Source organism: Pseudomonas sp. CC6-YY-74 (assembly GCF_002025205.1).
Taxonomy (GTDB): domain Bacteria; phylum Pseudomonadota; class Gammaproteobacteria; order Pseudomonadales; family Pseudomonadaceae; genus Aquipseudomonas; species Aquipseudomonas paeninsulae.
Genome location: NZ_CP019947.1, coordinates 2,012,007 through 2,029,320, shown reverse-complemented (window position 1 = coordinate 2,029,320; position 17,314 = coordinate 2,012,007). Strand labels below are relative to the sequence as shown.

Annotated in this window: 14 protein-coding genes; 9 read left to right on the top strand and 5 right to left on the bottom strand. The window is 61.4% G+C overall.

The window, feature by feature from the left end; all coding sequences use genetic code 11:
• Positions 1 to 94: 94 nt before the first annotated feature.
• On the top strand, positions 95 to 1,999 hold the full coding sequence (htpG, locus tag B2D37_RS09280) for a molecular chaperone HtpG (protein WP_079202418.1): 1,905 nt from the start codon (positions 95 to 97) through the stop codon (positions 1,997 to 1,999).
• A 103-nt stretch (positions 2,000 to 2,102) separates the two neighbouring features.
• The gene (locus B2D37_RS09275; protein ID WP_079202417.1) at positions 2,103 to 2,888 is read left to right on the top strand and encodes a dienelactone hydrolase family protein; all 786 of its coding nucleotides are present in this window, start codon (positions 2,103 to 2,105) and stop codon (positions 2,886 to 2,888) included.
• 52 nt (positions 2,889 to 2,940) lie between these two features.
• Here the strand turns inward: B2D37_RS09275 and B2D37_RS09270 are convergent, their stop codons facing one another.
• Entirely contained in the window at positions 2,941 to 3,819 is an 879-nt protein-coding gene (locus tag B2D37_RS09270; protein WP_079202416.1) for a pirin family protein, read from the bottom strand.
• Between the two features lie 225 nt (positions 3,820 to 4,044).
• Between B2D37_RS09270 and B2D37_RS09265 the strand changes: the two genes are divergently transcribed.
• The 7 genes from B2D37_RS09265 to mddA all read left to right on the top strand — a co-directional run bounded on the left by B2D37_RS09265 (position 4,045) and on the right by mddA (position 12,408).
• Positions 4,045 to 5,067, top strand: coding sequence for an amidohydrolase family protein (locus B2D37_RS09265; protein ID WP_079202415.1), 1,023 nt, complete (start codon positions 4,045 to 4,047; stop codon positions 5,065 to 5,067).
• A 65-nt stretch (positions 5,068 to 5,132) separates the two neighbouring features.
• On the top strand, positions 5,133 to 5,597 hold the full coding sequence (locus B2D37_RS09260) for a DUF3859 domain-containing protein (protein ID WP_079202414.1): 465 nt from the start codon (positions 5,133 to 5,135) through the stop codon (positions 5,595 to 5,597).
• A 190-nt stretch (positions 5,598 to 5,787) separates the two neighbouring features.
• Positions 5,788 to 7,413, top strand: a complete 1,626-nt coding sequence (locus B2D37_RS09255) for a methyl-accepting chemotaxis protein (RefSeq protein ID WP_079202413.1) — start codon at positions 5,788 to 5,790, stop codon at positions 7,411 to 7,413.
• A 121-nt stretch (positions 7,414 to 7,534) separates the two neighbouring features.
• Positions 7,535 to 8,248, top strand: a complete 714-nt coding sequence (locus tag B2D37_RS09250; protein WP_079202412.1) for a response regulator — start codon at positions 7,535 to 7,537, stop codon at positions 8,246 to 8,248.
• A 149-nt stretch (positions 8,249 to 8,397) separates the two neighbouring features.
• Positions 8,398 to 11,202, top strand: coding sequence for a PAS domain S-box protein (locus tag B2D37_RS09245; RefSeq protein ID WP_079202411.1), 2,805 nt, complete (start codon positions 8,398 to 8,400; stop codon positions 11,200 to 11,202).
• Positions 11,203 to 11,318: 116 nt separating this feature from the next.
• Complete coding sequence (locus B2D37_RS09240) at positions 11,319 to 11,594, top strand: nickel-binding protein (protein ID WP_079202410.1); 276 nt, start codon at positions 11,319 to 11,321, stop codon at positions 11,592 to 11,594.
• Positions 11,595 to 11,646: 52 nt separating this feature from the next.
• A complete protein-coding gene (mddA, locus tag B2D37_RS09235) occupies positions 11,647 to 12,408 on the top strand; it encodes a methanethiol S-methyltransferase (protein ID WP_079202409.1) in 762 nt (253 codons plus the stop codon).
• Between the two features lie 115 nt (positions 12,409 to 12,523).
• Here mddA and fabB read toward each other — a convergent pair whose 3' ends face one another.
• The 4 genes from fabB to B2D37_RS09215 form a co-directional block, all read right to left on the bottom strand.
• Entirely contained in the window at positions 12,524 to 13,744 is a 1,221-nt protein-coding gene (fabB, locus tag B2D37_RS09230) for a beta-ketoacyl-ACP synthase I (protein WP_079202408.1), read from the bottom strand.
• 12 nt (positions 13,745 to 13,756) lie between these two features.
• On the bottom strand, positions 13,757 to 14,272 hold the full coding sequence (gene fabA / locus B2D37_RS09225; RefSeq protein ID WP_079202407.1) for a 3-hydroxyacyl-[acyl-carrier-protein] dehydratase FabA: 516 nt from the start codon (positions 14,270 to 14,272) through the stop codon (positions 13,757 to 13,759).
• A 208-nt stretch (positions 14,273 to 14,480) separates the two neighbouring features.
• Positions 14,481 to 16,409 (bottom strand): response regulator, encoded by a 1,929-nt coding sequence (locus B2D37_RS09220; RefSeq protein WP_079202406.1) that lies wholly within the window; start codon positions 16,407 to 16,409, stop codon positions 14,481 to 14,483.
• Complete coding sequence (locus tag B2D37_RS09215; RefSeq protein WP_154067069.1) at positions 16,406 to 17,299, bottom strand: ABC transporter substrate-binding protein; 894 nt, start codon at positions 17,297 to 17,299, stop codon at positions 16,406 to 16,408. The genes B2D37_RS09220 and B2D37_RS09215 overlap by 4 nt, the downstream gene beginning before the upstream one ends.
• Between the last annotated feature and the right edge of the window lie 15 nt (positions 17,300 to 17,314).

The window sequence follows — 17,314 nt, the reverse complement described above, 5'->3', positions numbered from 1 at the left end:
GGCTTGGCCAACTACTTGAAATCTCAAAGCTTGCCCCCATCTGCATGACATCCGCCGGATTTCGGCTTAGTCAACAATGTGGAGTTAAACGACCATGAGTGTGGAAACTCAAAAAGAAACCCTGGGCTTCCAGACCGAGGTGAAGCAAATGCTTCACCTGATGATCCATTCGATGTATTCGAATAAGGAAATCTTCCTTCGGGAGCTGATTTCCAATGCCTCGGATGCGGCGGATAAGCTGCGTTTCGAAGCGCTGGCCAAGCCCGAACTGCTGGAAGGTGGCGGCGAGCTGAAGATTCGCGTCAGCTTCGATAAAGAGGCTAATACCCTCACCCTCGAAGACAACGGCATTGGCATGAGCCGCGAGGACGCGATTACCCATCTTGGGACCATCGCCAAGTCGGGGACTTCCGACTTCCTGAAGAACCTTTCGGGTGATCAAAAGAAGGATTCTCACCTGATCGGCCAGTTCGGTGTGGGCTTCTATTCTGCGTTTATCGTCGCCGATAAAGTCGATGTGTTCAGCCGTCGTGCCGGATTGACGGCAGGCGAGGGCGTGCATTGGTCGTCGCAGGGCGAGGGTGATTTCGAGGTTGCGACCATCGAAAAGGCCGAGCGTGGCAGCCGTATCGTCCTGCACCTGAAGAAGGCTGAGGACGAGTTCGCCGACGGCTGGCGCCTGCGCAATATCATCAAGAAATACTCCGACCACATCGCCCTGCCGATCGAGCTGCCGAAAGAGCACCAGGGTGAAGCGGCTGATAAACCGGCCGAGCCTGAGTGGGAAACCGTCAACCGCGCCAGCGCGCTGTGGACCCGTCCCCGCAGCGAGATCAAGGACGAGGAGTACCAAGAGTTCTACAAGCACGTCGCCCATGACTTCGACAACCCGCTGGCCTGGAGCCACAACAAGGTCGAGGGCAAGCTGGAATACACCTCGTTGCTCTATGTGCCGGGCCGCGCGCCGTTCGACCTGTATCAGCGCGATGCCTCCAAGGGCCTCAAACTGTATGTACAGCGCGTGTTCATCATGGACCAGGCCGACGAGTTCCTGCCGTTGTACCTGCGCTTCGTCAAGGGTGTGGTCGACTCCAACGACCTGTCACTGAACATCTCCCGCGAGATCCTGCAGAAGGATCCGGTAATCGACTCGATGAAGTCGGCGCTGACCAAGCGCGTGCTGGACATGCTGGAGAAACAGGCGAAGAACGATCCCGAGCAGTACCAGGGGTTCTGGAAAAACTTCGGCCAGGTACTCAAGGAAGGTCCGGCGGAAGATTTCGCCAACAAGGAGAAGATCGCCGGTTTGCTGCGTTTCGCCTCCACCAGCAGCGAGGCGGGCGAGCAGAGCGTGGCCCTGGCCGACTACAGCGGCCGCATGAAGGAAGGCCAGGACAAGATCTACTACCTCTCTGGCGAATCCTACGCCCAGGTGAAGAACAGCCCGCACCTGGAAGTGTTCCGCAAGAAAGGCATCGAAGTGCTGCTGCTCACCGACCGCATCGATGAGTGGCTGATGAGCTACCTCACCGAGTTCGACGGCAAGCACTTCGTCGATGTCGCCCGTGGCGATCTGGACCTGGGCAAACTGGACTCGGAAGAGGACAAGCAGGCTCAAGAAGAAGTCGCCAAGGCTAAAGAAGGCCTGGTCGAGCGCCTGAAAGCCGCGCTGGGCGCGGAGGTCGCCGAGGTGCGTGTATCGCATCGCCTGACCGATTCGCCGGCGATCCTGGCGATCGGTGAGCAGGACCTGGGCTTGCAGATGCGCCAGATTCTCGAAGCCAGTGGGCAGAAAGTGCCGGAATCCAAGCCGATCTTCGAGTTCAACCCCAACCATCCGTTGATCGAGAAGCTGGATGCCGAGCCGGACGAAGAACGTTTCGCCGACCTCAGCCACATCCTTTTCGACCAAGCCGCGCTGGCGGCCGGTGATAGCCTGAAAGATCCGGCTGCCTACGTGCAACGGCTCAACAAACTGCTGGTCGAACTCTCGGCCTGATACCTGTAGCAATGAAAAAAGCCCGCTTTAGCGGGCTTTTTTCTTGGTTGCGCGGCGGCAGGCGCTACTGTTTGAGGGTGACCCACTGAACAGGAGCGGCTCGATGAACAAATCACTCTTACCTGTGGCGCTGGCTGGTCTGGTCGGCCTCGCCGAGGCCGCAGTAGTGGTCAAACCGGTGCCTTACCAGATCGGCGGTGAAGCCTTCGAGGGCATGCTGATCTATGACGATGCGGTGACGACGCCCCGGCCTGGCTTGATGATGGTGCCGGATTGGCTGGGGGTGACCGAGAGCTCGGTGAAGCAGGCCGAGCTGATTGCCGGTGACAAGTACGTGCTGTTCATGGCCGATATGTACGGCAAGGCGGTGCGCCCGGCCAACGCCGAGGAAGCGGGAGCAGCAGCCGGTGCGCTACGCGGCGACAGGGCCTTGATGCGCAAACGCGCCCAGGCTGCGGTCGAGGTGCTCAAGGCGCAAGCGCCCCAGGTCGCCTTGGATGCCGGTAAGCTGGGCGCCATCGGCTTCTGCTTCGGCGGCGGCGCGGTGCTCGAACTGGCCCGCTCGGGCGCTGATCTGCAAGGCTTCGTGTCCTTCCATGGCAATCTGGATACGCCGAATCCGCTCGATGCGCAGAACATCAAGGCGCCGGTGCTGGTGCTGCACGGTGCCGACGATCCATCGGTACCGCCGAAGCAAGTCGAGGGCTTCATCGCCGAGATGAAAGCGGCGAGCACCGATTGGCAACTGGTCAGCTATGGCGGTGCGGTGCATTCCTTCACCAATCCGCAGGCCAATGTGCCGGGGCGCAACGACTACCATCCACAGGTGGCGGCACGGGCCTACAAGGCCATGAACCAGCTGTTCGACGAGGTGTTCGCGGCGCAGTGACAGGCGCGCTAACGGCGGCGCCAAGGAAAGGACGCTGGCGCCGTCGCCGCGGTTAGCGCGGCAGTTCGATGCGCGAGGTTTCTCCCGGCACCTTGGGCCAATCGTTGTTTTTCCAGCGCTCACGGGCTTGCTCGATAAGCGCCGGGTCGCTGGCGACGAAATTCCAGTTGATCCGCTGCGGTCCCAGGGATTGGCCGCCGATCAGCACCAGGTGGCTCTCGCCGCAGGCGCTGAGGGTGAAGGCTTCGCCCTCGGGCAATATCGCCAGGCCACGCCGCGGCAGCGCTTGATCGTCCAACAACGCTTCACCATCGATCAGGTACAGCGCCCGTTCCGGATGGTCGGCGGGAATAACCAGGCTGGCCCCAGCTGCCAATTTTAGCTCGGCGTACAACGTTGGCGAGCTTACCGGCACGGGCGACTCTAGGCAGAAACCAGTGCCGGCGATCAGGCAAATTTGCACACCCATGGCTTCGCTGCGTGGCAAATGGCTGGCCGGGTGATGGCTGTAGCTGGGTTCGCCTTGCTCGTCAGCTGCGGGCAACGCCAACCAGATTTGCAGGCCATGCAGGCGCGAGCCGCTTTTTTGTAACGTGGCCGGCGTGCGCTCGATATGCGCCACCGCGCGGCCGGCGGTCATCCAGCTGACTTCGCCAGGCTTGACCAGTTGATCCGAGCCGAGGCTGTCTTTGTGCTGCAGTTGGCCCTCGAACAGGTAAGTGAGGGTGGACAGGCCGATATGCGGGTGCTGCTCGATGTTCAGGCCCTGGCCGGGCGGATAGTCCTGCTCGAGGATATGGTCGAAGAATACGCAGGGGCCGACGCTGCGGCATTTGGCCGATGGCAGTGGGCGCAGGATCGGCTGGCCGCCGACATTCTCCTGGCGTGGCTGGATCAACAGCAGGCCGGTTGCGTTGCGGTTAGCGCTCATGGCGACTCCGGGGAGGGAATATGGTTAAGCAGCCAGCCTAGGCCATCAGCAGCAGTTGCACACCAGTGCCGACAGCGCGTAACACTGGTGTGGACGTTATCGTTGGCCGAACAACGATAGGCCCGGACTCTTCACCCTGAAGTCGTTGCCTGCGCCAGTGAGCTCGCTGAACTTGCCGGGCATCTGCTGGGTCTACCCAGCCCATGCTGTCAGGAGGACACCGCTTTGCATCTTCTACGTTCGAGCTTGATTCTGTTCCTCGCACTGACCGCGAGCAGTGCGTATTCCCGCGATTATCGCTACAGCGATGCCCATTTGCATTACGTCGACTTTTTCCAGGAAAGCGCCGGTATGGACAAGCTGCTCAAGCGCATGGCCGAGGCCAACGTCGAGCATGTGATGCTGTCGGGTATCCCGGTGGCGAAGAAATGGGACGAGAATGAACCCAAGCGCCCGCGTTACTACGCCGGAGACGATGCCCATGCCTATTGGTACAGCGGCACGGATGCCTTGATCGCGCATGCCTACAAGCAGGTGCCGGCCGAGCAGCGCAGGCGCTTTCACCCCTTCCTGTCCGGCTTCAACCCCAACGACAAGAACGCCGATGCGCATATCCGGCGCACGCTCGAAATGGATCCGGGCTTGTGGCAGGGGATCGGTGAGGTATTCACCCGGCACGACGATCTGACTGCGCTGATCCAAGGCGATGCGCCGCAGGCAGACAACGAGGCGCTGGCGCGGGTCTTTCACCTGGCCGCCGAGTACGATTTGCCGGTGATGCTGCATTCCAATATCACCTCCAAGCGTGAGCGCAACCCGTTGTACCTGGCGGAAATGGAAGCGCCGCTGCGCAATCATCCGCATGTGCGCTTTATCTGGGCACATGCCGGCACCAGCCTGGAAATACATCGGCATCAGGACAAGCTGGATTTCCTCCTGCCGACCCTCGAGCGCATGCTCGAAGCCTACCCGAACCTGTATATCGATCTGTCCTGGAGCATGCTCCGCCCCTATCTGCTGGATGAGCAGGGCACGCCCGACCCGCAATGGGTACAGCTGGTCAGTCGCTATCCAGAGCGGTTCATGCTCGGCTCCGACGTGGTCGGCCGTTTCGACAGCGTGGGCGAACTCATGCAGGGGTTCGAGCCGTTTCTCGATGCGTTGCCCGCTGAGGTGGCGCACAAGGTCGCGCAGGACAACTTCCTCGCCATACTGCCGCGTAAGGCAGGGGAGAAACATGACGAGTAGCCGCTTGTCATTCGCCTGTCATGCGGGTGTCATAGGCTCGCGCCATCCCAAACAAGGAGCGCGACATGCAATACGCCCGTTTCAGTGCGCTGGCCGCACTCTTGCTGATGACCGGTCTGGTACAGGCCGAGGTACGGGTCGAGGGGCCGGTGGAATACGGCATCTTCGCCAGCCAATACGAGGACTTCAAACCTGGCGAGCGAGTCTTGGCCCATAGCAGCCAGCAGATCGAGCGCACTGCGGTGGTCCCGGCCAAGCTCGGCAGCAAGTTCGGCCTGCGCTACAACTTGCTGGGCAAGCGCGCGGGCGACACTCCACTGACATTGCTCTACCTCACCCCTGGCGTGATCACCCCCGATGGACTTCGGCATGACAAGTTTGAGGTGATGCAGAAACTGACGTCGGGAGTGGCTCAGGAAGTCATGGCCTTCGAGTTCACCGAGGCCTATGAAGTGGTGCCGGGGGAGTGGCGACTGATGGTGTTTCAAGGGGACCGTAAACTGGTGGAGCAGCGTTTCGACGTACGCTGATGTTTTTACCGATGAAAATCTCAAGCCAGTCAATGGCTTGGGTTTTTTTTTGAGCCCCCCTCAGCAAGAAGCAGCTAAGTGCTGATACTGCAGCTAGAGTGCAGCTCAGTGTTGCACTCACAACAGTGCTTGGGCGCCTGGCTGTCGGCCGTTTCGGCTCACAACGGGAGCCTTTTTAGGGAGCTTCAAGATGACGCTGCGTAACCTGAATATCGCCCCCCGGGCGGCGCTTAGTTTTGCTGTGATTGCTTTGCTGGTGTTTATTCTGGGCGGCTTTGCCTTGCTGCAAATGTCGGAAATGCACAAGCAGTCTGCCGAGGTCGATGAAAACTGGTTACCCAGTATTGTGGCGTTGAATCAGGCCAATCAGAACTTTCTGCGCTTGCGCACCGTGTCGATACGCCTGCTGTTGCGGCGTGAGACCGCGCTGAACGAAGAGGACTACAAGCGAGCGGAGGAATTGCGCGGCGAACTTAGCAAGGCAGTGTCTAGCTTTGAACTCACGGCTAACAGTCCGGAAGAAAAGTTGCTGCTTGGCAAATTCGTGCGGGCTAAAGACCTTTACCTGAAGGGTCAGGACCGGGTCATCGAACTGAATCGGCGTAGTGAATTGGCTGAAGCACAAGTCATTGTGGCTGGTCCCATGCAAGTGCAAGGGGATGAGATGGCCAGCGCCTTGGATGAGTTGATTGCATTCAATGATAAGGGTGCTGAGGTCGCCGCCTTGCGTACAAATGAAGCATTCGAGACGGCGCGCAATGGGATCATGGTTGCCATCGCGTTAGCGGCGCTGGCGACCATCGCGCTGGCGCTGCAGTTCACCCGCAGTATCGTCACACCCTTGAACGAAGCCGTGAAAGTGGCCGAAGTGATAGCCGCCGGCAACCTGACCCAGAATATTCAGGTCGAGGGTCAGGACGAGCCGGCGCGCTTGCTCGCCGCGCTGAAGAACATGCAACAGAATCTGCGTACGACCATTCTAGGCATCTCCGATTCTTCAAACCAATTGGCTTCCGCCTCGGAGGAGCTCAGCGCGGTGACCGAAGACTCCACCCGTGGCCTGCACCAGCAAAGCAATGAGATCGAACAAGCCGCCACGGCGGTGAATGAGATGACTGCCGCGGTGGATGAGGTCGCGCGCAACGCGGTGACCACCTCCGAAGCCTCGCGCGAGTCCGATCTGATCGCTCGTCACGGCCGGGAGCAGGTGATCAAGACTGTCGATGCCATTGGCCAACTGGCCCAAGAGGTGACCACCACCGCCGGCGACGTCGAGCATCTGGCAGGCAAGGTGCGCGATATCAGCAAGGTGCTGGATGTGATTCGCTCGATTGCCGAACAGACCAACCTGCTGGCGTTGAATGCCGCGATCGAGGCGGCGCGGGCCGGCGATGCTGGGCGGGGTTTCGCCGTGGTGGCGGACGAGGTGCGCGCGTTGGCGCATCGTACCCAGCAGTCGACCCAGGAAATCGAGCAGATGGTCAGCGGCATTCAGCAGGGTACGGATAAGGCGGTCGCGGCCATGCAGAGCAGTAATGGGCGTGCGCGTGACACCCTGGAGGTGGCCCGTGCGGCCGGTAAGGCTCTGGATGAGATCGCTGTTGCCATCGGCCAGATCAGCGAGCGCAACCTGGTAATTGCCAGCGCCTCCGAAGAGCAGGCCCAGGTCGCCCGCGAAGTGGATCGCAATCTGGTGAACATTCGTGATCTGTCTATACAGACCTCGGCCGGGGCCAACCAGACCAGCGCTTCCAGTCAGGAATTGTCGCGCCTGGCGGTGGACCTGAATACGCTGGTGGCGCGCTTCTCCGTCTAAGCTCCGACGCTTGAACACTCCCAAGCTGCAACGACAAGGGCGCCCACTCGGCGCCCTTGTCATGTGTGCGCTGTGGCCGCGAGCTATAGTCCCTGAGTGTGGATGAGACGGGGACAGTGCAATGGCCAAGCCGATCCGGGTCCTGGTGGTGGACGATGACGCCGAGGTGCGTCAGTTGCTGCTGGACTATCTCGGTGGCCACGGTTACCAGGTGGACGTTGTGGCGGATAGCGTGCAACTGCGTGCGGAACTTGAGCGCCAACTGCCCGATGTCGTGCTGTTGGATGTCGGCCTGCCGGGGGAGGACGGCCTGAGCCTGGCGCGCTTTCTGCGTGAACACCACGACTTGCCGGTGATCATGATTTCCGGGGCCGGCAGTGCGCTCGATCGCATCATCGGCCTGGAGGTGGGCGCCGACGATTACCTGGCCAAGCCCTTCGATCCACGCGAGCTGCTGGCACGGGTGAAAACCGTGTTGCGCCGCTACCGACGCGCCCCGCCGGCAGCGGCAGCCGAGGACACGCGCCGCACTCTGCAGCTAGGAAACTGTCGGCTGGACCTTGAGCGCCGTCAGTTATTCGATGGCGCTGGCAGCGAGATTCCCCTCACCGCGATGGAGTTCGACCTGCTGCAGGCCTTCGCCCAGCGGCCGAACCGGCCGCTGTCGCGCGATCAGCTGCTCAACCTGACCCAGCATCGCGACTGGAATCCCTTCGATCGCTCCATCGACATCCGCATCGCCCGCTTGCGCCGCAAGCTTGAGCCGGACCCGAACAAACCGCAGATCATCCGCACGCTACGCGGTGTCGGTTACATGTTCGTGCCGGGCGATTGAACTCGCGGCCGTCTGCAGTCGCCCGCTGCGGGTTCAGGCACGCCGATCGGTGTGTTTGTTTCAATTGTTTCACCTGGGTTGTCGGCACGCTAAGGCCGTGAGGCGGCTTCTATACTCAGGGTTGACTGCCGTTTCGGGAGGATGCCTGCGTGAACCAGCCAATGCCGATCCCTGCCGCCAACAGCAATGCGGTAGAGCATCAACTGCGCCAGATCGTCGACAACAGCAGCGCGGTGATCTATGTGAAAGATCTGCACGGCCGCTTGCAGCTGGTCAACCGCGCCTTCGAGCAGCTGCTCCAGCTACAGGCCGAAGCGGTACTCGGGCGCACCGACCACGAGCTTTTGCCGGCGTCGGTGGCCGATGTGCTGAGGGCCAACGACCAGCGGGTGGCCCTGTGTGGCGAGGCGCTGGAGTTCGAGGAGCACATACAGGTGGGCGGGGAGTCGCACACCTACCTGTCGACCAAGTTCCCGCTGTTCGACGCCGCCGGCCGGGTGACTGCGGTGTGCGGTATCTCTACCGACATCAGCGCCCGCAAGAACCTCGAGGAAGCCCTCGGGCATGTCGCCTTGGGGGTGTCTGCGGCCAGCAGCAGCGAGGTGTTCGAGGCGATCGCGCGTTATATGACGCGCTCGCTGGAGGCCGACTTCGCCTTTGTCAGCCGGGTCAATGCCGATGGCCAGAGCCTGACTACCCTGGCCCTGTACTACGGCGGCCGGTTGCACCGCAATATCAGCTACCCGCTGCCGGGAACGCCGTGCCAGGACGTGTTCGGCAAGGTCTTCCAGTTCATTCCCAGCGGCTTAAGCCAACGTTTCCCGAGCGATGACAGCCTGCTGGCGTTTGGCGTCGACAGCTACGCCGGGTATCCGCTGTTCTCCAGTGATGGTCGACCTTTGGGCTTGATCGCCGCTGGTCGCTGCGGGCCGATGGACAACCGCAGTCGGATCGAATCGGTGATGCGGATCTTTTCGGTGCGCGCCGCCGCCGAGATCGAGCGGCTGGAGGCCGAGGCCAGCTATCGGGCGATCTTCGACAGCTCGGAAGATGCCATCTTCGTCCATGACCTGCACAGCGGTGCCCTGGTCGACGTCAATCCCAAGGCGTGCCTGGCCTACGGCTATAGCTACGAAGACATGCTCAAACTGGAGGTCGCTGACTTCAGCGCCGGCTATGCGCCCTACACCGGCCAGGGGGCGGCCGCTTATCTGGCCAGCGCCCGGGCTGGCGAGCCGCAGCGCTATGAATGGCACCGGCGCAACTGCGACGGCAGCCTGCACTGGGATGAGGTGCTGCTCAAGCGCGCGACCATCGGCGGGGTCGACCGGATTCTCGCCTTTACCCGCGAGATCACCCAGCGCAAGGAGGCCGAACAGGCCCTGCGCGCCAGCGAATTACTACACCGGGCGATCGCCGATACGGCGCTGGACTGCTTCATTGGCATGGACGAGCGGGGGCGGGTGCTGGTCTTCAACCCGGCGGCCGAGCAATGTTTCGGTATGCGCGGCGACCAGGTGCTGGGTTGTTCGTTACTCGGTCTGATCATTCCAGAGCGGTTCCGCCAGGCCTATGAGCGGGGGTTCGAGCGCTACCTGGAGACCGGCAGCGGGACTTTTCTCGGCAAACGCATGGAGGTGGTCGCCCAGCGGGCCAATGGCCAGGAATTTCCCGCTGAACTGGCGCTGGCGGTGGTGCAGGGCGGTGAAGGGCCGCGGTTTATCTGTTACCTGCGCGACATCACCGATCGCAAGCGGGCCGAGGAGGAGCGGGTGCGCCTGGAGCAGCAGTTACGCCAGGCCCAGCGCATGGAAGCCATCGGCCACCTGACTGGAGGTATCGCCCACGACTTCAATAACCTGCTGACCAGCATGCTCGGTTATACGGTGATGGCCCAGGAACAGGCCGAACAGCTGCAGCACGAGCGGCTCGGCAAGTACCTGGCACGGGTCCAGCGTTCAGCGGAGAAGGCTCGCGACCTGATTCAGCAAATGCTCACGTTCAGCCGCGGCAGTCGAGGCAAGCCGCAGACGGTGGCGCTGGACGTGGTGCTGAGTGACTTCATCAAGTTGGTGGAGTCGACGCTGCCCGCCACCGTCGAGCTCGACACCCAGATGGCCCAGGATCTGCCGCCGGTGCGGGTGGATCCGGTGCAACTGGAGCAGGTCCTGATGAACCTCTGTATCAATGCGCGCGATGCCATGGGCCGTGTCGGTCAGCTATCCGTCGGCCTGGGGCTGGAGGTACACGAAGCGGCGGTCTGCGCCTCCTGCCAGCAACGTGTCCAGGGGCGCTTCGTGGCGCTCACCGTGAGCGATAGTGGGCCGGGAATCGATCCGCTGGTGCGCGCGCGTATGTTCGAACCGTTTTTTTCCACCAAGGCCAACGGGCAGGGCAGCGGCATGGGCCTGTCGATGGTGCACGGTATCGTGCATGAATACGGTGGGCATATTCTGTTGCAGAGTGCGCCAGGTGCAGGGGCAACCTTCCGTGTCCTGATCCCCGTGCTCAGCCAGGTGTTGGGCCCTGCCTTCCAGGGAGCTGCCATTAGGCCCCAGGCGCTGCGCTGGAGTGCGCTACAGGGACGGGTCGCGGTGGTCGATGACGATGCACTGGTGGCCGAGTTCATGGGCGAGCTGCTTGAGGGCTGGGGTTTGTCGGCACGGCTATTCTGCGATGCCGAGCAGGCCAGCGAACTGCTGCTGACCGATCCCTATGCCTGGGATTTCATCATCCTCGACCAGAGCATGCCCCGGCTTAGCGGGCTGCAACTGGCCCGCCGTTTGCTCGCGGCGCGTGCCGATCTGCCGATCGTGCTCTACACCGGTTTCAGCGATGCGCTGGACGAGGCAGAAGTGCTGGAGCAAGGACTCAAGGCGCTGCTGACCAAACCGCTGGATCAGGCCCGCCTGCATGGCCTGTTGTGCGCCCATCTGCGTAGTGAAACCGACTGAAACCAAGCGCATACAAACTGTGTGTTGTACGCCGTGATCCTGATACACACGCGGCGCAACCTGACCTCGACTGCAGCTAACTCTGCAGCTTTGCAAGACAGAGGCAGGAACTCCGGATGAAACGCTACGTAATCGAACGCCCAATGGCCAATGCCGAGCAGATGGCGCAGCGCGAGCTGAGCCTCGTCGCGCGGCACCCGCACCAGGTATTCAAGGGCCTGGACGGCGACATCCACTGGCTGCACGCCTATGTCGCCGACGACAAACCGTTCTGTATCTTCCCGGCGAAAAGTTCGGCGCTGATCCGTCGCCATGGGCAGGTCCGTGGGTTTGCGGCAGACAGCACCCATGAAGTCAGCAGTGTGTTCGATCTCCGTTGTGCCGCTGTTTAACCCAGCATGCTCGAACCGGCCCATGCGGTACGGTAACCAAGAGGTCTAAACCATGAAACGCCTTGCGATCTTTATCTACGGCGTCGGCAGTTATGCCGTGTTTTTCGCCACCTTGCTGTACGCCATCGCTTTTATAGGCAATTTGCCATTGGTGCCCCGCAGCATCGATGGGGTTGCCGAAATGGCCTTGGGCAACGCCATGGTGATCAATGCACTGCTGTTGGCGGTGTTTGCCATCCAGCACAGCGTGATGGCCCGCCCGGCCTTCAAGGCCTGGTGGACGAGGATGATTCCCCAGGAGGCTGAACGCAGCACCTATGTACTGCTCTCCAGCCTGGCGTTGATCGCGTTGTTCTATTTCTGGCAGCCGATGGGTGGCGTCATCTGGCAGGTGGACAATCGCAGTGGCCAGTTGCTGCTGGCGGCGGGCTTTGGTTTTGGTTGGGCGCTGGTGTTGTACAGCACCTTCCTGATCAACCACTTCGACCTGTTCGGTTTGCGTCAGGTCTGGTTGCAGTTGCTGGGCAAGCCTTACACCGCGTTGCCATTCCAAACCCCGGCGGCCTACAAACTGGTGCGTCATCCGCTCTACCTGGGCTGGTTCTTCGTCTTCTGGTGTACTGCGCAGATGACGGTAGCGCACCTGCTGTTTGCCATACTGACCAGCGTTTATATCCTGATCGGCATCTTCCTGGAGGAGCGCGATCTGCTCCGGGTTCATCCGGAGTACCGGGCCTATCGCCAGCAGGTGCCGATGCTGCTGCCACGCTTCAGGAAGGCTAAACGGATTGAAGAAGTTGAAGAAGCGGCCTGAAGGCCAGACAAAAACAAAGGGCGCCCGATTGGGCGCCCTTTGTCGTGTTCGGTTACTCGGTTACGTCAGGTGCGTCCATGCACCTTGCCCGGCGAGCCTCTGCGTTTGATTCGACCTACTTGCCGGTCCAACGCTTGAGTACCAGGGTGGCGTTGGTGCCACCGAAGCCGAAGCTGTTGCTCATGACGGTGTCGATCTTGGCATTCTCGACGGTGCTGCGCTGAATCGGCAGGTCGGCGATTTCCGGATCGATCTCGTCGATATTGACCGAGCCGGCGATGAAGTTGCCTTCCATCATCAGCATGCAGTAGATCGCTTCCTGGACGCCGGCAGCACCCAGGGAGTGGCCGGTCAGGCTCTTGGTCGAGCTGATGGGCGGGGCCTTGGCGCCGAACACTTCGCGCACTGCACGGCTTTCCGCGACGTCGCCGACCGGGGTCGAGGTGCCGTGGGTGTTCAGGTAGTCAATTGGCGTATCCACGGTGGCCAGCGCCTGCTGCATGCAGCGCACCGCGCCTTCGCCGCTCGGGGCAACCATGTCGTAACCATCGGAGGTAGCGCCGTAGCCGACGACTTCCGCATAGATCTTGGCGCCACGCTTGAGCGCATGCTCCAGCTCTTCGACCACCACCATGCCGCCGCCACCGGCGATGACGAAACCGTCACGCTTGGCGTCGTAGGCCCGCGAGGCCTTGTCCGGGGTGTCATTGTATTGAGTGGAGAGGGCGCCCATGGCGTCGAACAGGAAGCTCTGGCTCCAGTGCTCTTCTTCGCCGCCGCCGGCGAAAACCATGTCCTGCTTGCCCAGCTGGATCTGCTCCATGGCGTTGCCAATGCAGTGGGCGCTAGTGGCGCAGGCCGAGGAGATGGAGTAGTTGACACCCTTGATCTTGAAGGGGGTGGCCAGGCAGGCAGAAACGGTGCTACCCATGGTCCGCGGTACGCGGTAGGGGCCGACACGCTTGACGCCTTTCTCGCGCAGGGTGTCCATGGCTTCCATCTGGTTGAAGGTCGAAGCACCACCGGAGCCGGCGATTAGGCCGACCCGCGGGTTGGATACTTGCTCGGCACTGAGGCCAGCATCGGCGATGGCCTGTTGCATGGACAGGTAGGCGAAGGCAGCCGCATCGCCCATGAAGCGGTAGACCTTGCGGTCGATCAGCTCTTCCAGATTCAGGTCGACGGAGCCGGAAACCTGGCTGCGCAGGCCCTTCTCGGCGTATTCAGGATTGAATCGGATGCCCGACTTGCCAGCGCGAAGGCTAGCGGAGACGGCTTCTTTGTCATTGCCCAGGCAGGAAACAATGCCCAGGCCAGTAATCACGACGCGACGCATGGGAGGAATCCTTTAAAAACTGTCGGTAGATGTGAACAGGCCGACGCGCAAGCCTTCGGCGCTGTAGATCTCGCGGCCATCGACGCTGACAGTGCCATCGGCGATGGCCAGGATCAGCGAGCGGGTAATGGTGCGTTTGATCTGTATGTTATAGGTCACTGTCTTGGCCGTCGGTAGTATCTGACCAAAGAACTTTACGTCGCCCGAGCCGAGCGCACGACCGCGGCCTGGGTTGCCTTGCCAGCCGAGGAAGAAACCGACCAACTGCCACATGGCGTCGAGGCCAAGGCAGCCTGGCATCACCGGGTCGCCTTCGAAGTGACAACCGAAGAACCACAGGTCCGGGGTGATATCGAGTTCTGCAACGATCTCGCCCTTGCCATACTTGCCGCCAGTGTCGCTGATGTGGGTGATGCGGTCGATCATCAGCATGTTCGGGGCGGGCAATTGCGCATTACCTGGGCCGAACAGTTCGCCGCGGCTGCAGCGCAACAGGTCTTCCCGGGTGAAGGCGTTTTGTTTGGTCATGCGAGCTCCTCAATATTTCCCATGCGCCAAGGCTGGGTGAATCGTCCTGGGCGGTCACGCCACTATTGTGCGTCTACCGGTAGCCTAGTCATAGACTGTTGCGTTGTGGTGAAAGTCACAGCGCGCTGAGTACCGCGGTAATCCGTACCCGACATCTTGCCACAGAGGGGCGCATTGGTAAGCCTATGCAGGTCAAGCCTGCAACACTTTAGTTGTCTTGAATACTGGTCGAAGGTCGGGGTGGCAGCCAGCGTAGCAGTACCCGTTGCAGATCGGCGCGCTTGAAGGGTTTGGCCAGGTAATCATTCATGCCTGCATCCAGGCATGTCTCGCGATCGCCCTGCAAGGCATTGGCGGTGAGGGCGATGATCGGTGTATCGGCCTGGCCGGCGAGGCGACGAATTTGTCGGGTGGCTTCATAGCCATCCATGATCGGTAAACGGCAATCCATCAGGATGGCGGCAAAGTGCTGGCGCTCTGCACTGTGCACCGCCTGGGCACCATCGCCGACCAGGCAGACATGGTACCCGAGGCTGCGCAACATGGCCTCGATCACAGTCTGGTTGACCGGGTTATCCTCGACCAGGAGGACTTCCTGATCTTGTCCCTGGTGCTCTTGTGTCGGGGCATTGGCGGTGTTCTGGCGGAGCTGGCGGGAGAAGGGTAGGGGGATTTCCAGGGTGAATACCGAGCCGCATTGCTCCTGGCTTTCGCCGCGTAGGGTGCCGCCCATGCGTTCGGCCAGGGTGCGGGCGATTGGCAAGCCCAGACCGGTACCGCCGTAGCGCCGGGAGATCGAGGTGTCGGCCTGCTGGAAGGCGTCGAACATGTGCTCCAGGCGTTCGGTCGAGATGCCTATGCCACTGTCGTGCACCGCACAGGTGAGCCACAGCACCTGATCATCCAGCGCTTGCCAGCGGGTTTGCACGCGGATACTGCCGGCTTCGGTGAACTTCAACGCATTGCCGATCAGGTTGACCAGGATCTGCCGAATGCGCGTCGGGTCGCCTTGAACCTCAAGCGACTCCAGGCCGCCCTGGGTGTCCAGTTGCAGCTCCAGGCCGCATTGCTGGGCGCTGTGCTGGAACATCTGTACGCAAGCCTGCACCAGTTCTAGCAGGTTGAAGGGGATGGATTCCAGTTCCAGTGCCCCGCGCTCGATGCGCGAGAAGTCGAGAATGTCGTTGATGACTTTCAGCAGGTGTTCGGTGGACTCGGCAGCCAGCGCCGCATATTCCTCCTGTTCCTGGGTCATCTCGGTGGTTTCCAGCAGCTGCAGCATGCCCAGTACACCATTCATCGGGGTGCGCAGTTCGTGGCTCATCATGGCCAGGAAGTCGGATTTTGCACTGTTGGCCTGCTCCGACTCTTCGCGTGCCTTGATCAGCAGCGCCATGGCTTGCTCCTGCTCGAGGCTGGCGCGATTCAGGCCATTGGCCAGGTTATTGATGTGCCGAGCCAGGGCGCCCAGTTCGCCATCCTCGGGTTCGGGCAGGGTGGTGTGGTAGTCGCCGCCCTGGATCGCCGTGACCGCGTCGCCCATGGCGCTCAGGGGTTGCGACAGGCGGCGCGCCAGGCGGCGGGCGAGGATAAAGGTCAGGAACAGGGCAAGCAGCGCCAGGGCCGCGGCTTTAAGAAGGATTTCCTGTTGACGGGTGTTGAAGGCGTCATTCGACATGCCGACCACGACACGACCAAGGTTGTGCTCGGCAGCTTGTCCCGGCTCGGCAGTCGGTGTTTGCAGAAAGTCGCTGCCCAGCGCGATCCGCTGCAGACGAATGGGCGCCTGGAAAATTTCTACCTGTGCCTTGCCCTGGCTATTGCTGTTGGGCTGTTCGACATACACCAGGATGTTGTCGGCGTGGTCACGCACTTCGAGAAAGCGCACGTGCGGGGTCTTCAAGGTGGCCTGTAACAGGGAGTTGAGCACCTCCAGGTTGCCGGAGATAACCCCGTATTCGGTCGCCGGTGCCAGTTGACTGGCAATCAACTGGCCGGTGTGGTCGAGCTCTTGGCGCAGATCCTGTAGGCGCACTAAGGTGAAAAACCCAGTCAGCAGCAGGGTCATCAACAGCGCCGGACCGACACTGATCAACTGCGTGCGGGTATGGATGTCCCAGTCACGGCCCAGCTTCATCGGTTTTCTCCTTCAGCCACTTGCTGCGCCAGGCTGGCGTCATCGGCCAATTCTATGGCCAGTGCGCGTGCCACCTGGCGGTTGCCGAGTACTTTGAAATAGGCGGGGTAAGCGCTGCGCGGCCAGCTCTGCGGTGGCTGGTCGAGCAGTTGATTGAGGCTGTTCAGCCAGTCTTGCTGGTCGCTGTAAATACTCGCCAGGCTGCCGGCGCGCACGAAACTGGAGTTGGGGCCGATCATGGCGCGCTGTTGGGCGTAGCTGGTAAGCAGCAGGTTTTTCGCTGTGCGTGGATTGAACAGGTCCTCATCGTTCACGCCGAACAACAGGTCACTGCGTTGCAACAGGGCCAGCAGGGGCCGATTGTCACGGCTGTCCGGCCAGGCTTGGCCAACGATCTCCAGCCCTAGCGGCGTGGCGGCGCGGCGCAGTTCGTCGAGCAGGAACTGGCTGTGCTCGTCGTAAAGCACACCGATCCGTTGCGCCTGCGGTAAGAGCAAGCGTGTCAGGCGCAATTGGCGGGCGGGAGCCGGGTCGCTCCAGAGCAGGCTGATATGTGCCGGGCGGCGATTGCCGAGGCGCTCCTGGGCGTGCAGCCGACTGATGCGCAGCATCAGGGTTGGTGGGCCGGAAGCGCTCAGGCGCCAGTCGAGGGCTTGCAGGTCGAGCAGGATCAGGCGGGTATCGGCGGGGATTTGTGCGGGGCTCGGCAGTTGTGCAAGCGGCTTGAACTGCACTCGATCGAGCGGCCGCAGCTCGGCCAGGGCAGCGCTGAATGCGCGTATGGCTGGGTTGTCTTCGGCGCTGCTGAGGATGATCTCGGCGGCACGCAACGGCATGCTGCACAACAGGCAGCAGAATAGTAGCCAGGGCCGCATCCATGAATATCGCATGGGGCTCATCCGTGA

Coding starts and splice junctions, on each gene's coding strand:
- htpG (WP_079202418.1), top strand. CDS start 95: ATGAGTGTGGAAACTCAAAAAGAAACCCTGGGCTTCCAGACCGAGGTG.
- B2D37_RS09275 (WP_079202417.1), top strand. CDS start 2,103: ATGAACAAATCACTCTTACCTGTGGCGCTGGCTGGTCTGGTCGGCCTC.
- B2D37_RS09270 (WP_079202416.1), bottom strand. CDS start 3,819: ATGAGCGCTAACCGCAACGCAACCGGCCTGCTGTTGATCCAGCCACGC.
- B2D37_RS09260 (WP_079202414.1), top strand. CDS start 5,133: ATGCAATACGCCCGTTTCAGTGCGCTGGCCGCACTCTTGCTGATGACC.
- B2D37_RS09255 (WP_079202413.1), top strand. CDS start 5,788: ATGACGCTGCGTAACCTGAATATCGCCCCCCGGGCGGCGCTTAGTTTT.
- B2D37_RS09250 (WP_079202412.1), top strand. CDS start 7,535: ATGGCCAAGCCGATCCGGGTCCTGGTGGTGGACGATGACGCCGAGGTG.
- B2D37_RS09240 (WP_079202410.1), top strand. CDS start 11,319: ATGAAACGCTACGTAATCGAACGCCCAATGGCCAATGCCGAGCAGATG.
- mddA (WP_079202409.1), top strand. CDS start 11,647: ATGAAACGCCTTGCGATCTTTATCTACGGCGTCGGCAGTTATGCCGTG.
- fabB (WP_079202408.1), bottom strand. CDS start 13,744: ATGCGTCGCGTCGTGATTACTGGCCTGGGCATTGTTTCCTGCCTGGGC.
- fabA (WP_079202407.1), bottom strand. CDS start 14,272: ATGACCAAACAAAACGCCTTCACCCGGGAAGACCTGTTGCGCTGCAGC.
- B2D37_RS09220 (WP_079202406.1), bottom strand. CDS start 16,409: ATGAAGCTGGGCCGTGACTGGGACATCCATACCCGCACGCAGTTGATC.
- B2D37_RS09215 (WP_154067069.1), bottom strand. CDS start 17,299: ATGCGATATTCATGGATGCGGCCCTGGCTACTATTCTGCTGCCTGTTG.